We start from the raw sequence: 15,789 nt of genomic DNA, 5'->3' as shown, positions 1-15,789 counted from the left end.
CACACCGGCCGCACGACCGCCGGATGTCGGCCGCTATCACCTGTGCAAGAAGCTCTGTCGGGCTCTGGTGTTATCGATGCCATCGCCGCTACAGTCTCCACCACTCCCGACTCGCTCCCGGCTCTTCACGGCCCTAGGTGGTACAGGAATGACCTCGCGCTCGCCCCGATCACCCCACCGCGGAAGGTGGCGGCGGCAGCGGTCCGCGACCGCCGCCACCCTGCTCGCCTCGCTCGCCCTGCTGTCGGTCGGCGTCACTCCGGCGCTCGCCGACCCGCCGCAGACGTCGGCCGACACGGCCGCCGCCGCGGGCACCCCGATCGACCCCGCCCAGTACACGCTGGTCCAGGCAGACTCCGAGTCGCCCGCCTACCCCGCGCCCCCGGCCCTGGACGGCACGGCGCTCGCCGCGTTCGACAACGACCCGTCGACGCAGTGGACGGTCGCCTACGACGTGGTCGGCGGCGTCGGCGTCGCCAAGACCCCGATGCCGCACTGGATCACCCTCGACGTCGGCGGCTCCTTCACCCTCACCGGTGTCGACTACTCGGTGAAGAACCAGGCCAACGGCCCGGTCAAGGGCTACCGGATCTTCGTCACCGACGACGCGTCCGTCGCCAAGGACCCGAAGGGGAACTGGGGAGCGCCCGCCGCGACCGGCTCCTTCCACCAGCCGACGAGCAACACCGAGGTGCAGACCGTCGTCTTCGACAGGCCCGTCACCGGCCGCTATGTGAAGGTCGAGGCCGAGAGCGCCGTCAACGGGTCCGACAACGCCTCCGCCTCCGAGATCAGGGTCCGCGCCGTCGGCGACACCACGCCCGCGCCCGTCGACCCGCCGCCCCCGGCCGACCCCGCGACCCCCGTCGAGATCAGGCACGGCGCGCTCAAGGTCACGGTCGCCAAGGAATTCCCGCAGGTCATCTCGTACGCGCTGAACGGCGGCACCCTCGCGGGCCAGGCGTCCGTCCTGCACACCTTCGACATCAACGGCGCCGCGCACACCGCGACCACGAAGATGTCCGCGCACGGCGACACCGCGACGTACACCTCGACCTTCGCCGACCTGCCGAACGTCACCATCACCTCGACGATCACCGCGACGGCGAAGAAGACCGTCGTCTTCGCCGTCCGGAAGATCACCGGCAGCGCCGCCCGTACCGTCAACCAGTTCTCGATCCCCGGCCAGGCGCTGCTGTCGGTCGACTCCTCCGACCCGCACGCGAGCCTGGCCCGTACGAAGATCTCCACGGACTCCACGACGACGGCCGACCAGTTCCTCACGATCAGCGCGGCGGCCAAGCCCGACAAGGCGTCCGTCGGCACCCCGTACGGCTTCGTCAGCAACTCCACGCTCGCGGGCGGGCTGATCACCGACGCGACCGACGACGCCGCGCAGGACAACAACGACAACGGCAACACCCGGTTCCAGTCGCGGATCGTGGACGCGGGCGGCGGCGCGCGCCGCGCGGAGCTGTCCGTCGGCACCTACACCTACGCGCCCAAGGGCGCCACGGACCGCCGGGTGGCGACGTACGCGCTGCCGCGGACCACGGTCGTGCTCTCCGGTGACGCCAACGGCGACAACAAGGTGACCTGGGAGGACGGCGCGCTCGCCTACCGCGCCGCGATGACGCGCCCGCTCGGCGCGGACCGGGTGCCCGAACGCGTCGTGCAGCACATCCCGTTCAACTTCGCGAGCCAGGCCACCAACCCGTTCCTCAAGACGCTCGACAACGTCAAGCGGATCTCGCTGGCCACCGACGACCTCGGCCAGTGGGTGCTGGAGAAGGGCTACGCCAACGAGGGCCACGACTCCGCGCACCCCGACTACGGCGGCGACTACAACGTCAGGGCCGGCGGCCTCACCGACCTCGACAAGCTGGCTTCCGTGGGCGCCGACTACAACTCCGACATCGCCGTCCACGTCAATGTGACCGAGGCGTACCCGCAGGCCAAGAACTTCAGCTCGGGACTCATCCAGGGCCAGGTCAACGGCTGGGACTGGCTCAACCAGTCGTACCACATCGACCAGCGCACCGACCTCGGCAGCGGCGCCGTCCTCGACCGCTTCAAGGAACTGCGCAAGCAGGCGCCCGGCATCAAGACCGTCTACATCGACGCCTACTACTCCAGCGGCTGGCTCGCCGACGAACTGGCCCGCCAGCTCCACGCGATGGGCTTCGAGGTCGCCAGCGAGTGGGCCTACAAATTCGAGGGCGACTCGATCTGGTCGCACTGGGCGAGCGACAAGAACTACGGCGGCGCCACCAACAAGGGCATCAACTCCAACATCGTCCGCTTCATCGCCAACTCCGACCGCGACGTGTGGAACGTCGACCCGCTGCTCGGCGGCTCCGACATCAAGGAGTTCGAGGGCTGGACCGGCCAGGACGACTACAACGCCTTCTACCGGAACATCTGGACCGACAACCTGCCGACCAAATTCCTCCAGCACTACCAGCTCACCACCTGGGACTTCGGCGTCTCCGCAGACCTCACCGGCGGTGTCCACGTCGCGATGGCGGGCGGCAAGCGCCAGGTGACCATGGGCGGCGCGCTCGTCCTCGACGGCGACAGCTACCTGCTGCCGTGGGGCGAGGCCAAGCGCGGCAACGGCACCTCCTCGCCGAGCGACGCCGACAAGATGTACTACTTCAGCGCGTCCGGCGGCGCCCACACCTTCGACGTGACACGGCAGTTCGCGGGCACCAAGCGCTTCACCCTCTACAAGCTCACCGACCAGGGCCGGGTGAAGGCCGGTGACATCACCCCGACCGGCGGCAAGGTCACGATCAGCGGCGACAAGAACCAGCCGTACGTGCTCGCCCCGCAGTCCGGCAAGGCGCCGCACACCAACGTCGACTTCGGGCAGGGCACCGGTCTGAACGACCCCGGCTTCAACGCCGGCGACCTCACGGCCTGGAACGCCCGCGGCGGCGCGACCGCCGTACGCACCGCCAACGGTGACAACGTCGCCCGGCTCGGCGCCGCGGCCACCGGTATCTCGCAGCAGGTCAAGGGCCTGACGTCCGGCAAGACCTACACCCTCAGCGCCAACGTCGAGATCGCCAAGGGGCAGCGCAGGGCCACCACCCTCGCCGTCACCGGCGGCAAGCAGCCCGCCGCGAACACCTTCGACACCACGCCCGCCGCCAACCAGATGGCCGCGGACGCCAAGCAGGGCACGTACTCGCAGCGCGCGTCGGTGACCTTCACCGCGCCGTCCAACGGCAAGGTCACCGTCGCCGTCAGCGCGGTGGCGGGGGGCGCGGCCGTCACGCTGGACGACATACGCCTGATGGCCGACACCACGCTGCCGCTGCCCAAGAAGGCGGCCGGTTCTGGCGGGACCGTCCTCGCGCGGGACGACTTCGAGGGCAACCAGCCCGGCTGGGGACCCTTCGTCAAGGGCGACGCGGGCGGCGCCACCGACCCGCGCACCAGCATCAGCGACCTGCACGCCCCGTACAGCCAGAAGATCTGGAAGAACACCTACTCGCCGTACAACTCAGGGACCCTCAAGGGCCAGGCGGTGGACGACGTCATCGGCGGGAACCACTCGCTCAAGGCCCACGAGGAGAACAGCGGTCTGGTCTACCGGACGGTGCCCGCGACCGTGCCCTTCGTGGCGGGCCACACGTACGCGGTCTCCTTCCGCTACCAGACCAACCTCGACGGCCAGTGGGCCTGGGTGACCGGCGCGGACGTCGTCGGCGGCGGAAAGGTCGCCTCCAAGGACGTGACGCGCGACGTGCTCGCGCCCGCGCTCGACACGGCCACGTACTCCAAGGAGATCGTCGCGGGCTGCGGCGACACCTGGGTGGGGCTGCGCAAGCTCGGCGGCGCCAACGGCACGGACTTCGTGCTGGACGACTTCTCGGTGACCGACCTGGGCCCCGCCCCGGCGGGTCCGGCGTGCGCGAGTGTGACGACGCCGCCGACCGCCGAGCTGAGCCCCGGCGTGCCGAGCGAGTACGTGACCACCTTCACCAACAGCGAGCTGACCGACGCCACCGGCGTAGTCCAACGGCTCGACGGCCTGCCCGCCGGGTGGACCGCGGCGGTGAAGACCGAGCACGGCAACAGCTTCGCCACGGTGAAGCCCGGGGCGTCGGTGAGCACCACCTGGCTGCTGACCCCGCCCGCGGGAGCGGCGGGGACCGCCGCCTCCTGGAAGGTCGTGGCGGGCTACACCGACGACGGCGCCACCAAGTCGGTGTCGGCGGACGCCAAGGCGACCGTCGCGACCCGCGCGCTGCTCTCGCCCAGTTCGATGACGGCGACCGCGGACTCCGAGAACCTCTCCTCGGGAGCCGCGGAAGGACCGGTCTCCAACGTGCTCGACGGTGACCCCGGCACCATCTGGCACACCGACTACACCAACTCCGAGGCGCCGTACCCCCATTGGGTGACCCTCAAGCTGGGCGGCCCCGCCGACCTCGACGGCTTCGGCTACCTCGACCGCCAGACCGGCGGACAGAACGGCCGGGTGGCCGGCTACGAGGTCGCCGTCTCCGACAACGGCACTACCTGGACGACCGTCGCCCGCGGCACCCTCGTGGACTCCCCGTCGACCCAGGTCATCGCCTTCGACCGGGTCCGCGCGAGCTATGTCCGCTTCACCGCGCTCAGCGCGCTCAACGGACTGCCGTTCGCGGCGGCAGCCGAGATGCGGGCCTACGGCAGTTACGCCGACACGCCCGTCGGCTACCCGCCGGATCCCGCACCGGGCGCCTGACCACGGCCCGAACGGGCACCACGCGGGGCGCGCCCCCCTCCCTGACCGGGGAGGGGGGCGCGCCCCCTCGTTCTCGGGTCAGTTGACCAGCGGGAGGAGCTGAAGGCGCTCGGCCGCCGAGATGAGCGGGTCCACGTCGACCGGCTCCTCCGTGACGTCGTCGATGACGGACACCCGCACCGCGGGCACGGGCGCCGTGTCGATGGTCGCCGCCAGGTCGAGCGCGAACAGCACGTTCACCGGCCGCGCCCCGCGCGAGTCCTCGTGGACGCCCGCGAACCGCAGGATGCGCCAGCCCTCGTCGTCCCAGTGGTCGAGCAGGGCGGAGCGGACGACGGGAGCCGTCGCCTGCCAGGCCAGGGAGTTCTCCAGCAGCTCCACGGACGCCGCGACCGGCACCCGTTCGCCGGAACCGCTCAGCGGATGCCCGAGGACCCGCAGCCGCAGCTTGCGCAACGGCCGCAGCCACCGCTGGTCGAGGTCGGAGGACAGACCGAGCAGTACCGCCGCGGCCACCACCAGGACGACGGCCGACGGCACCGGATCCCCGCCGATCCGCGACCACCACGTACGGTCGGCGGCCACGGCGGCCAGACCGCCCACGACGACCAGACCGGCACGGGTGAAGGACCGCCAGCCGACCGGCCCCTCGTCACGGGCGCTGCACCCGCAGGACGACTCGGGCGCCGTCGCCCGCGCGTACCCCAGATACGCGGTGAAGCCCGCGCCCAGCACCGCCGTTGCCACGGCGGGCGCCACGGCCTCGGGAACGGCGAGCAGCGCCGCCGCGATCAGCAGCTCGACCGCGCCCACCGCGCGCAGTGCCCTGGTGGCGCGGTGGCCGTTGCCCAGGACCCGCACCAGGACGGTGTTCGCGGCCAGTTGGGCCGTACGGCGGCCGAAGAGCTTCGGCGCGCCGGTCACGGCGAGCAGGACCCCGCACAGCAGCGGCGCCAGACTCGGGATGACGGAGATCATCGCGCTCCCTCCTAGTGGCCGACGGTCACGCGGGCGATGTCGACGGTGTCGTCCTCGGGACGCCAGGCGCCGAGGATCTGCGCCGACTGCCCGATCCGCACCCGCGACAGGTCCGAGGTGAGCGCGCCGCCCAGGTACGAGGCGGTGGTCGTCTCGGTGACGATCCGGCCCACGACGGCGTGGTTGTTGCCGTGCGTGAGGTGCAGCCGGTCCTTGGCGATGCCCTGGATCTCGCAGAAGAGATTCACGATGTTGACCCACACCGCGTCGGCCGCGATGGTGCCGTCGGGCATGTCGACACCGCGCGCGTACAGGCCGTCGCCGACCTTGATCTCCGCCGCGGTGGTGGGGCGCAGCTTCCAGACGCTGGTGGCGTTGGTGAGCTGGATGAGGTGCTGGTCGCCGTAGGAGCCGGCGACCTCCAGCACGGTGCCGTTGATCGCGGTGATCCGGCCCTCGGCGAACGCCGACTTGGAGATCGCCGGGTCGAGCGACGGCATCGGCGCGGCGAAGGCGGCGTCCGCGTCGATACCGCCGAGCGCCGTGGCGCCGACGATGGTCGCACCGCCGAGCGCGGCGGTGGTGAGGAAGCGCCGGCGGTCCATCCGGCCGCGGCCCGCGGGATTCTGGTCGTGGCTCATGTCGGTCCTCCTCACTCGTAGATGTAGACGGGGAGCTTGCCGGAGCTGAGATTGCCGATCGCGGAGAACGCGGCCGGGGTCAGGTCGATGACCCGGTTGGTGCGGCAGACGCCGTTGCAGCACGCGGACTCGCCGCAGAAGCTCTTGGTGCGCGGTCCGCAGTCGGAGACCGTGACGCAGACCGTCGCGCCGGAGCACTGGTGCTTGACGTTCATCACCGAGCCGCAGCCGCGGCGCGCGATCGTCTCACCGCACAGGTCGGGCCGGGTGATGTCGAAGCACGCCTGGGAGGCGTTCGGCCACGCCGCCTGGTGGGCGTTGGACTGGCAGGTGCCGCAGGCACCGGTGCCGGTGCTGCCGCAGGGGCCCCAGGCGCTGCCGCAGCAGAACCAGGTGGTCTCACCTGCCCAGAGACTGGTCGATCCGCAAGCCATGTCGATTCCCTTCGCTCGCGCGCAGGCGTTGTGACCTGCGCATGACAACACAAGGTGCGTGCCGCGCCATGCGTGACACGTGACACGGGGCCGCCGGTGGGGACGGCGGCAGTGCTGGGCGTTCGGCGTCCGGGATGCGCGCGCTCGCGGGGGAGGTGGGGCGACGGGCGGGGCCGCGAGGCGGTGGGGCGGTGTGGCGTGAATCGCGCGGATGTGCGAGGTGCGTGGTGCGCTCGATGTGTGGGGGGACGGTGGGGGGTTCGGGTACTGCGAGTACTGAGGGCGGCGCGGGTCCTGTGGGGATTCCGGGGCATGTGGGGACGCCGGGAGAATTGCATGCCCATGACAAGGTGTGCGTCGGATGGGTCGGCAGTGATGGTGGAACACGGCCATGATGCGCGCTTCTACGCGCGTCCGCCAGAGGGCGGGAGACACGAGAGGCCCTTGGGGCGGGCGGCACGAGCCGTACGGTGCGGGGTACCGGGCGTTGGCCTCGGGCATCACGGCCGCGGCGCGCCGCGCGGACGCGTGGGCCTCTTTCGCGGGGTGCCCGGGATGTCGTGATCCAGCCAGCCGCGGCCACGGCGGCTCGCGTACGCCTACGATCTGCCGCCTGCGTATCGGGCGCGGTCGCTGGGGGTGTCGCCCGGCGGTGAAGGGCTACCGGGTCGCCCGCTGAGCGCCACCGCCTGATCCGTCGCCCGATCCGGCGCCGGGCCCCGAGGCCCCGGCCGCCCTGCCGCCCGGTCCGCCCTGGCGTCGGGTCGCCGCGCTGCGGCCCACGGCCTCCACCAGCGGCAGCACGCGGTACGGGACCCGCTCGCGCAGGGCGATCTCCGTACGGGTGCGGACCACGCCCGGCAGTTGGATCAGCCGCTGGATGATGTCCTCCAGATGGGCGTTGTCGCGGGCCGCGACCCGGGTGAGCAGATCCCCGCCGCCGGTGATCGAGAGCGCCTCGATGATCTCCGGCACGGCCGCGAGCGCTTCGCCCACGTCGTCCAGGCGCCCCTGCGTCACCTCGATCCGCACGAAGGCCAGCACCGGGTGGCCCAGCGCGGCAGGCGACACGCGTGGTCCCGCCGTGGTGATCACCCCGTCCCGCTCCAGCCGGTCGAGCCGGGCCTGGAGGGTGCCGCGGGCCACGCCGAGTATGCGGGCGTACTCACGGACGCTGGTGCGCGGCTGCTCCAGCAGCAGCCGCAGGATGCGGGTGTCCAGTGCGTCGACGGCCATGGGCCACTGGTCTCCTCATGGTCGATGACAGGACACCCTCACCGTACCAATGGCACAGCGCCGAGCGACCAGTTTGAGCCACTGCCCGCTCGGGTGCTTTCCTGGTGGTGACGATGGCGTTGCGGTCCTCCGCAACGCCTTTGCCATGTCCGGCGCCGACCGCCGCCGGGCACCCGTACCGGACAGGGGTGGAACCGCACACGTGAAGAAGTTGTTCGTCGCACCGGATCCGGGCCGCGCGCGGCTGCGCCACGCCTCCCGCGCCGTCCTCGGCATCGCGCTCGCCGTCACCGCGGCGGGCCTGGCCGGATTTCCGCTGCCCGCGATGTGCGGCGGCGGTCTCGCCGCGCTGCTCGCCTTCTTCGTCGTCGCCGACCCCCGCGTCGGCCAGCAGGCGGTCACCACCGCCCTGATGCCCCTGACCGGACTGCCGGTGCTCACCGCCGCGGCCTGGCTGCACCCGTACCCGCTCGCCCGCGACGCCGCCTTCGTCGCTGTCGTCCTCGCCGGGGTCTACGTCCGCCGCTGGGGCGCCCGCGGCCACGCGCTCGGCGTCTTCGGCTTCATGATGTTCTTCATCGCGCAGTTCCTGCACGCCGTACCGGCCGAACTCCCCGAGCTGTACGCGGCGATCGGCCTCAGCCTCGCCGTCGCCGCCACCGTCCGCTTCGGCCTGTGGTGCTACGAACGCGGCGCCGCTCCCGTACCGGCCATATCTCTTGTCCAACCGCCCGGTCTGCGCAGGCCGACCACCCGGCAGGCCGTCCAGGCCGCGACCGCCGCGGCCGGAGCCCTCGCGCTCGGCCAGGCACTGTCGCAGGACCGCTGGTACTGGGCGGTCGCCACCTCCTGGTGGATCTTCGTCAACACGGCGTCGCGCGGCGAGACCCTGGTGCGCGGCTTCCGCCGCGTGCTCGGCACCGCGCTCGGCATCGTGGCCGGATTCGCCCTCGCCCTTCCCCTGCACGGCGCCCCCGTACCGTCCGCCGTCCTCGTCGCGGTGTGCGTCTTCGGCATCTTCTACAGCGCGGCCGTCTCCTACTCCTGGATGACCTTCTTCGTCACCGTCATGGCCGGCTCCCTCTACGGGCTGCTCGGCGTCCTGCACCCGGCGCTGCTCCTGCTGCGCCTTGAGGAGACCGGGGCGGGCGCGCTCTGGGCGGCCCTCGCCGTGCTGCTGGTGCTGCCGGTCACCACGCACGCCGCCACCGACGCCTGGATCCAGCGCGCCCTGGAATCCGTACGCGACTTCACCGCGCAGGCCGCCCGGCACCTCGCCGGTGAACCCGGCGCCGACCTGGCGGGACGCGCCGCCGAACTGGACCTGGTACTCGGCCGGGTACGCGCCTGCCTGGCGCCGCTGGTGCACCCGCTGAGCCCCCTGCGGGCCCGCAGAGCGCGGGCCGGTCACGTACTGCGCCTCCTCGACGCCTGCGCCCACCAGGTGCGCGGCCTCGCCGAGGTCGTCGCCCACCCCGAAGCGGGCCACGACGAGCGGCTGTCGGCCGCCTGCCGACGGGTCGAGGACGCCGTGCGCCGCCTGGTCGTACGCGGTGTCGAGGCACCGGAACCGCGGCCGGAAACGCCCCGGGACGGCGTGGGACATCCGCACGCCGAACGCGCGCTCGGCCACCTGCGGGTCCTGGAAACGGCGCTCACCGACCTCGCCGCCCCCCTGCACGCCGACCCCCGGGCGCCGCTCGCCGCCTGACCAGTGGGACCCGGGGGCGACGCGGCCGCCGTCAGGTACTAATCTCAGCCGCCGTACAGACATCAGGCGGAAGAGGTACGGCAGTGGCCGGGCACGTTTACATCGGGTCGTTCACTTCGGCGGGCGGGCGAGGGCTCACCACGGCCGCCGTCGACCCGGACACGGGAGCGCTCACCGCGCTCGGCGACAACGCCGAGGTGCAGAATCCGTCCTTCCTCGCCCTGTCCGACGACGGGCGGACGCTCTACACGGTCGGCGAGACCGAGCCGGAGGGCACCGCCGCCGCGTTCTCGCTCGCGGACCCGGCCGCGCCCCGGCTGCTCGGCGCGCCCGTGCAGGTGCACGGCGGCTGGCCCACCCACCTCGCCGTCCACCGCGGCCACCTGCTCACGGCCAACTACGCGGAGCCCGGCAGCGTCAGCGTCCTGTCCATCGGCGAGGACGGCGCGCTCGGCGGACTGCGCTCACTGCTGGAGCACGAGGGCGACGGCCCCCACCCCGAGCGCCAGACCGGGCCGCACGCCCACGCCGTGCTGACCGACCCCAGCGGACGCTGGGCGGTCAGCGTCGACCTCGGCACCGACTCGGTGCGGGTCTGCGAACTGGACACCGACAGCGGCGAGCTGGAGATCGAGCGCGAGCTGGGACTGCGCTCCGGGATCGGCCCGCGCCACCTCACCTTCCACCCGGCCGGCCACCACGCCTATGTGATGAACGAACTCGACTCCGTCGTCACCGTCTGCCGCTGGGACCCCTCCATCGGCAGCCTGCGCCCGCTCGCCGAGGTCCGCGTGCTCCCCGACGGCACCGAAGGCGAGAACTACCCCTCGGAACTGGTCGTCTCGCCCGACGGCCGCTTCGCCTGGGCCGCCAACCGCGGCCACAACAGCATCGCGGTGCTCGCCCTGGACGAGACGGGGGAGCGGCTGGAACTGCTCGACACCGTGAGCTGCGGCGGCGACTGGCCGCGCCACCTGACCCTCGACCCGTCGGGCACCCGGCTGTACGCGGCCAACGAGCGCTCCGGCGACGTCACCTGGTTCGACGTCGACCCGGGCACCGGCATCCCCAAGCAGGCCGGTTCGCTGGCGCTGCCCGCCGTGTCCTGCGTGCTCTTCGCCCGGCCCTGACACCGCGGCGGCGGGCAGCGCGGCCCGCATGACGGGAAACGGCGCGGGCGGGCGGTCCTTCGACAGGACCGCCCGCCCGCGCCGTTGTCGTCGCCGTGTCGACGCGCCGCCTCGTTCAGTGCGAGGGCGCGCTCTCCTGCTGCTGCATCGCGATGCCCAGCGCGCCCGCGTAATGCGTGACCACCAGCTTGCCGACCGCCGGGTACGGGCCGAGCGCGTCGGCGCCCGAGCAGCCCGCCTCCGCCGCGGCGGTGTGCAGGAGCTGCGGCGCGATCTCCGGGCCGATCAGGCACGGGGCGAGCGCGAGCCGGCCGGAGCCGGAGGAGCGCAGTTGCTCCGCCGCCCGTGCGATGGAGCCGTCCTCGTCGAGCGCGGCGGCCAGCACCGGCACGGCGAGCCGCGCGGCCAGCAGCAGCCCGGTCACACCCGCGGCCTGCGCCGCCTCCTCGCCGCCGACGGTCGCCAGGATGATCCCGTCGGCCGCGGTCGCCACGGTGAACAGCCGGGCGCGGTCGGCGCGGGCCAGACCCGCCTCGGCGAGCCGGACGTGCAGCGCCTCGGCGAGCAGCGGGTGCGGACCGAGGACGTCGGTCAGCTCCACCTGCGCCTTGGTGTCGGCGATGGCCTGCCGAATCCTGCGCAGCACCGAAGCCTCGGGTCCCGCGAGCAGCGGGACGACGACGGCCGCGGTGTCCTCCCCCGACCGCTCGTCCGCGATCGCGGCCAGGACGCCGCGCAGCGCCGGGAATTCGGTCTCCGCGCCGTCCTCACCGTCGACGAAGCCGATCCGCGGATCGAGTCCCGACAGCTCGGAGCGGGCGATGCTCACGACCTCCTCCGCCAGACTGAGCGCGGCGGAGGTGGGAGTGCCGGGGACGGCCAGAACCAGCACCGGCGCGCCCTCGGGCGCGGCCAGCGCCTCCGGTCGGCGGTGACGTCCCGGCTGGCGCGGGCGCGGCATTCGAACGGGAAGGCCGGAGGCGGGCCCTGTGGCAGTGCTCATGGCGACGCATGCTAACGCCTTGGGGCGCCTGGATGTTCGGCCGGGTCGGAGCCGCGGCAGACCTGTCCTGATCTGTCCCTTTCACCGCTCACGTTCGGTCATCGAACGAGTCTGAGCTGTGCCGGAACGCGCCGCGTCGGCACCGGAACGAACCGGTGCGGTACGCGAACGGGCCGGTGCGGCACGGGAGACGAGCCGCAGCAGCGCGGGGTCGGCCGGAAGCGGCAGCGCGTCCCGGTGCAGGGCCCCCGCGATCAGCAGCGCGCCGTCCAGCGGATCACCGGCCGCCGGTACGAGCCTGGCGTCCGGCAGCATCCGCCCGGCCCGCTCACGCAGCGGCCCGAGCAGCGGCTCACCCATCTTGAACAGGCCACCGGTCAGCGCCACGTCCACCGCGGCGGCGTCCGGCCGTACGGCAGCCGCCGACTCCAGGATGTGCGTCGCGGCGGCCCGCAGGATGCCGGAGGCCACCGGATCGCCCCCCGTGGCACAGGCGGCCACGTCGGGCGCGAACGAGGCCAGCACGGCGGGCCGGTCGGGTCGCGGGTAGAGCCGCGCGGGCATCCCGTCGAGCGGCCCGAAACGGTCCTCCGCGCGGGCCAGCAGCGCCGTGGAGCCGCCCGCCCTGCCGTCGTGCGCGCGCATCGCCGCGTCCAGGCCCGCGCGGCCGATCCAGGACCCGCCGCCCGCGTCGCCCAGCAGATGGCCCCAGCCGTCCGCGCGCAGCCAGCCGCGGCCGTCGGCCGCGGTGCCGAGCGCGATCATGCCGGTCCCCGCGGCGACGACGACGCCCGGCCGCAGACCGAGCGCGCCCGCGTACGCGGTCACCGCGTCACCGGCCAGCGCCAGCGACTCCACCCCGAAGGCTGCGGCCAGGGCGTCGGGCAGCACGGCGCGCAGGTCGGTGCCGAGTGTGGCCATACCGGCCGCGCCGACGCATGCGGCGGCCAGCGTGCCGGCCCCGGCCTTGTCCAGCAGGCCGTTCACCAGGGGCACGACCTGGTCGAGCAGGCTCGCGGCGTCGATCCCGCGCTCGCCGGTCACGGCCGGGCGGGCCGAGACGGCGGGCGCGGACACCTCGGTGCCGTCGGCGCGGGCGACGGCCACCCGCACGCCGGAACCGCCGGAGTCGATCCCGAGCACCCAGTCAGCGGAAGCGGGCACGGATCAGCCGAGCCCGCGCGAGTCCTGCTTGAGCGCGGTGTCCACGGTCAGCGCCGAGGCGACGACCATGCTCAGCAGCGGGTCGGCCAGCGGCCGGTGGATCTGGAGGACGTAGTTGTCCGCCGTGGTGAACATGGTCTTGGCCAGGCCCTCCCACGTCTTGGTGATCCGGCCGATCTCCGTCTCCGTGTGGTCCACGATGGCGAAGTTCCACGCCCGCCAGTTCTCGGCCTTGATGGCACCGATCTGCTGGCCGTTGTACATGAACGCGAACTTGATCTTGCCGAAGGCGTTCTGCTGCACGATCTCGCCGAGCGGCTCACCGTTCGAGCGGTGCACCAGCACCTTGGACTTGATGAACTTCGCGGGCCGGGTGAGCACCAACTGCGGCTGCCCCTGCGCGTCCCTGACCTCCAGCTTGTGGGTCAGGAACTGGTCCACACTGGAGACGAAGCGCAGCACCTTCTTCGCCGTGCTCTGCCCGATCTCGACGACCGAGCCGAGGGTACGGCCCTGCTGGTCGAAGACGCTGTACTCGTTGACCAGCTCGATCAGCTTGGCCTTCTGGTTCACCACCAGGATCGGCTCGGTGAACAGGGTGCCGCCGCCGAACGAGGTCGGCGCTATCCCGGCCTGCTGCTGCACCTGGCGCTGGACCTTGGACGGGTCGGGGGCGCCGCTGACATTCACCTCCCACGCGTTGCCGCCGCCTTGCTGCTGCTGCGGAATCTGGCCGGGGTTCGTGTGCTCCGTCCACTGTTTGCCGTCCCAGTAGCGGAGCAGATTCGGAGTGCCTTGCGGGTCGGCGTACCAGCCCGCCGGAGTATTGGGATGCGTCGTCACCCGGGCAGAGTACCGTCAAGACATGTCAGGGAAGGAGCCAGTCGACCGGCTGCGCACCCTGCCGGACCAGCAGATCATTGGCGCGGCTGAAGGGCCGTGAGCCGAAGAAGCCGCGGTCGGCCGACATGGGGGAGGGGTGCGAGGACTCGATGGCGGGCAACTGCCCGAGCAGCGGCCGCAGATTGCGGGCGTCCCGGCCCCACAGCACGGAGACCAGCGGACGGCCCCGGGCGGCGAGCGCCCTGATCGCCTGCTCGGTGACCTCTTCCCAGCCCTTGCCGCGGTGCGCGGCGGGCCGCCGGGGAGCGGTGGTCAGCGCCCTGTTGAGCAGCAGCACACCCTGCCGGGTCCACGGCGTGAGATCCCCGTTGGACGGCCGCGGCAGCCCCAGGTCGGAGCCCAGCTCGCGGTAGATGTTCTCCAGACTGCCCGGCAGCGGCCGTACGTCCGGCGCGACGGAGAAACTGAGTCCCACCGCGTGCCCCGGGGTCGGATACGGGTCCTGCCCGACGATCAGCACCCGCACGTCGTCGAAGGGCTGCTGGAACGCGCGCAGTACGTTCGCACCGGAGGGAAGGTACGTACGCCCCGCGGCGATCTCGGCGCGGAGGAAGTCCCCCATCGCCGCGATCCGGTCCGCCACCGGTTCGAGCGCCTTCGCCCAGCCCGCTTCGACGATCTCGTTCAATGGTCGCGCTGTCACGGTCCGTCACTCTACTGGCTCAACGGCCGTGCCGCGGACGGGGATCGGACCCGCCCGCGCAACGACGCCGCCGATGACGCCGGGCAGGACCGGTCAGATACCGGCCCGGCGGAAGGCCCGCCCGTACTGCTGCGGCACCGCCACCTCGGAGCCCAGCTCACGGGCGGCGTGCAGCGGCCAGTTCGGCGTACGCAGCAGTTCGCGGCCGAGCAGGACGGCGTCGGCCTGGCCGGTGGACAGGATCGTCTCGGCCTGCCGGGGGTGGGTGATCTCGCCGACGGCCGCCACCGGCAGACCGGTCTCGGCCTTCACGCGGGCCGCGAAGGGCACCTGGTAGCCGGGGCCGAGCGGAATGTGTACGCCCGCGGCGTTCCCGCCCGTGGACACGTCGAGCAGGTCGACCCCGCGCACGAGCAGTTCCTTGGCGAAGCGGACCGTCTCGTCCGCCGTCCAGCCGCCGTCCTCCAGCCAGTCGGTGGCCGAGATGCGGAAGAACAGCGGCAGTTCCTCCGGCCAGACCTCGCGCACGGCGTCGACCGTCTCCAGCGCGAACCTGATCCGGTTCTCGAAGGCGCCGCCGTAGCCGTCGGTGCGGTGGTTGCTGTGCGGTGAGAGGAATTCGCCGATCAGATAACCGTGCGCGCCGTGCAGTTCGAGCACCTCGAAGCCCGCCGCGAGCGCGCGCCGGGCCCCGGCCACGAACTGCCCGACGACGTCCCTGATGTCCGCCTCCGACAGCTCGGTCGGCACCTTGGACTCGTCGGAGAACGCCACCGGGCTCGGCGCCACCGGCTGCCAGCCGCGCTCGTCCGCGCCCAGCGGGCCGCCACCCGCCCACGGCCGGTCCGTGGACGCCTTGCGTCCGGCGTGGCCGATCTGGATGCCGGGCACGGTGCCGTGGTCCTTGAGGAAGCGGGTGATCCGGCTGAAGGCCGCCACCTGGTGGTCGTTCCAGATGCCGAGGTCGGCGGGGCTGATCCGGCCCTCGGGGCTGACCGCGGTCGCCTCGACCAGGATCAGTCCGGCGCCGCCGACCGCCCGCGACGCGTAGTGCGCGAAGTGCCAGTCGCCGGGCGCTCCCTCGTCGGGCCCCTCGGTCGCCGCCGAGTACTGGCACATCGGCGCCATCCAGGCCCGGTTGGGAATGGTCACGGACCGCAGGGTGAAGGGCTCGAACAGCGCGCTCACGGCACTCTCCTCGTCGT

General features: G+C 72.6%; 12 protein-coding genes. 3 read left to right on the top strand and 9 right to left on the bottom strand.

Annotation, left to right across the window (positions count from 1 at the left end):
- Nucleotides 1–148: 148 nt before the first annotated feature.
- A complete protein-coding gene (locus ACIQCJ_RS12790) occupies nucleotides 149–4,741 on the top strand; it encodes an endo-alpha-N-acetylgalactosaminidase family protein (protein ID WP_402711367.1) in 4,593 nt (1,530 codons plus the stop codon).
- 78 nt (nucleotides 4,742–4,819) lie between these two features.
- On the opposite strand, the gene ACIQCJ_RS12785 is transcribed toward ACIQCJ_RS12790, so the two are convergent.
- The 4 genes from ACIQCJ_RS12785 to ACIQCJ_RS12770 form a co-directional block, all read right to left on the bottom strand.
- On the bottom strand, nucleotides 4,820–5,719 hold the full coding sequence (locus ACIQCJ_RS12785) for a MauE/DoxX family redox-associated membrane protein (RefSeq protein ID WP_355343733.1): 900 nt from the start codon (nucleotides 5,717–5,719) through the stop codon (nucleotides 4,820–4,822).
- Nucleotides 5,720–5,730: 11 nt separating this feature from the next.
- Nucleotides 5,731–6,360, bottom strand: a complete 630-nt coding sequence (locus tag ACIQCJ_RS12780) for a cell wall protein (protein WP_355343736.1) — start codon at nucleotides 6,358–6,360, stop codon at nucleotides 5,731–5,733.
- Between the two features lie 11 nt (nucleotides 6,361–6,371).
- Complete coding sequence (locus ACIQCJ_RS12775) at nucleotides 6,372–6,794, bottom strand: hypothetical protein (protein ID WP_188284393.1); 423 nt, start codon at nucleotides 6,792–6,794, stop codon at nucleotides 6,372–6,374.
- 660 nt (nucleotides 6,795–7,454) lie between these two features.
- The gene (locus ACIQCJ_RS12770; protein ID WP_401314051.1) at nucleotides 7,455–8,030 is read right to left on the bottom strand and encodes an Lrp/AsnC family transcriptional regulator; all 576 of its coding nucleotides are present in this window, start codon (nucleotides 8,028–8,030) and stop codon (nucleotides 7,455–7,457) included.
- Nucleotides 8,031–8,175: 145 nt separating this feature from the next.
- Between ACIQCJ_RS12770 and ACIQCJ_RS12765 the strand changes: the two genes are divergently transcribed.
- Both ACIQCJ_RS12765 and ACIQCJ_RS12760 read left to right on the top strand, forming a co-directional pair.
- Nucleotides 8,176–9,741, top strand: coding sequence for an FUSC family protein (locus ACIQCJ_RS12765; protein ID WP_402711366.1), 1,566 nt, complete (start codon nucleotides 8,176–8,178; stop codon nucleotides 9,739–9,741).
- An 83-nt stretch (nucleotides 9,742–9,824) separates the two neighbouring features.
- Nucleotides 9,825–10,871, top strand: a complete 1,047-nt coding sequence (locus ACIQCJ_RS12760) for a beta-propeller fold lactonase family protein (RefSeq protein ID WP_391050247.1) — start codon at nucleotides 9,825–9,827, stop codon at nucleotides 10,869–10,871.
- 115 nt (nucleotides 10,872–10,986) lie between these two features.
- On the opposite strand, the gene ACIQCJ_RS12755 is transcribed toward ACIQCJ_RS12760, so the two are convergent.
- The 5 genes from ACIQCJ_RS12755 to ACIQCJ_RS12735 all read right to left on the bottom strand — a co-directional run bounded on the left by ACIQCJ_RS12755 (nucleotide 10,987) and on the right by ACIQCJ_RS12735 (nucleotide 15,772).
- Nucleotides 10,987–11,874, bottom strand: a complete 888-nt coding sequence (locus ACIQCJ_RS12755; RefSeq protein WP_402711365.1) for a sirohydrochlorin chelatase — start codon at nucleotides 11,872–11,874, stop codon at nucleotides 10,987–10,989.
- Between the two features lie 81 nt (nucleotides 11,875–11,955).
- Nucleotides 11,956–13,038, bottom strand: coding sequence for an N-acetylglucosamine kinase (locus tag ACIQCJ_RS12750; protein ID WP_401857639.1), 1,083 nt, complete (start codon nucleotides 13,036–13,038; stop codon nucleotides 11,956–11,958).
- A gap of 3 nt (nucleotides 13,039–13,041) precedes the next feature.
- The gene (locus tag ACIQCJ_RS12745; RefSeq protein WP_402711363.1) at nucleotides 13,042–13,881 is read right to left on the bottom strand and encodes a phospholipid scramblase-related protein; all 840 of its coding nucleotides are present in this window, start codon (nucleotides 13,879–13,881) and stop codon (nucleotides 13,042–13,044) included.
- A 25-nt stretch (nucleotides 13,882–13,906) separates the two neighbouring features.
- Entirely contained in the window at nucleotides 13,907–14,584 is a 678-nt protein-coding gene (locus ACIQCJ_RS12740; RefSeq protein WP_188280927.1) for a uracil-DNA glycosylase, read from the bottom strand.
- Between the two features lie 93 nt (nucleotides 14,585–14,677).
- Nucleotides 14,678–15,772, bottom strand: coding sequence for an NADH:flavin oxidoreductase/NADH oxidase (locus tag ACIQCJ_RS12735; protein WP_402711362.1), 1,095 nt, complete (start codon nucleotides 15,770–15,772; stop codon nucleotides 14,678–14,680).
- Nucleotides 15,773–15,789 lie beyond the last annotated feature (17 nt).

This window comes from Streptomyces sp. NPDC093221 (genome assembly GCF_044753885.1).
Lineage (GTDB): Bacteria > Actinomycetota > Actinomycetes > Streptomycetales > Streptomycetaceae > Actinacidiphila.
Note: the sequence above shows the minus strand (reverse complement) of the source record. Positions and strands in the feature narration are given on the sequence as shown.

What these genes read in the sequence shown, in the direction of transcription:
- ACIQCJ_RS12770 (WP_401314051.1), bottom strand. Translation starts at nt 8,030, where the DNA reads ATGGCCGTCGACGCACTGGACACCCGCATCCTGCGGCTGCTGCTGGAG.
- ACIQCJ_RS12765 (WP_402711366.1), top strand. Translation starts at nt 8,176, where the DNA reads ATGTCCGGCGCCGACCGCCGCCGGGCACCCGTACCGGACAGGGGTGGA.
- ACIQCJ_RS12785 (WP_355343733.1), bottom strand. Translation starts at nt 5,719, where the DNA reads ATGATCTCCGTCATCCCGAGTCTGGCGCCGCTGCTGTGCGGGGTCCTG.
- ACIQCJ_RS12775 (WP_188284393.1), bottom strand. Translation starts at nt 6,794, where the DNA reads ATGGCTTGCGGATCGACCAGTCTCTGGGCAGGTGAGACCACCTGGTTC.
- ACIQCJ_RS12780 (WP_355343736.1), bottom strand. Translation starts at nt 6,360, where the DNA reads ATGAGCCACGACCAGAATCCCGCGGGCCGCGGCCGGATGGACCGCCGG.
- ACIQCJ_RS12755 (WP_402711365.1), bottom strand. Translation starts at nt 11,874, where the DNA reads ATGAGCACTGCCACAGGGCCCGCCTCCGGCCTTCCCGTTCGAATGCCG.
- ACIQCJ_RS12790 (WP_402711367.1), top strand. Translation starts at nt 149, where the DNA reads ATGACCTCGCGCTCGCCCCGATCACCCCACCGCGGAAGGTGGCGGCGG.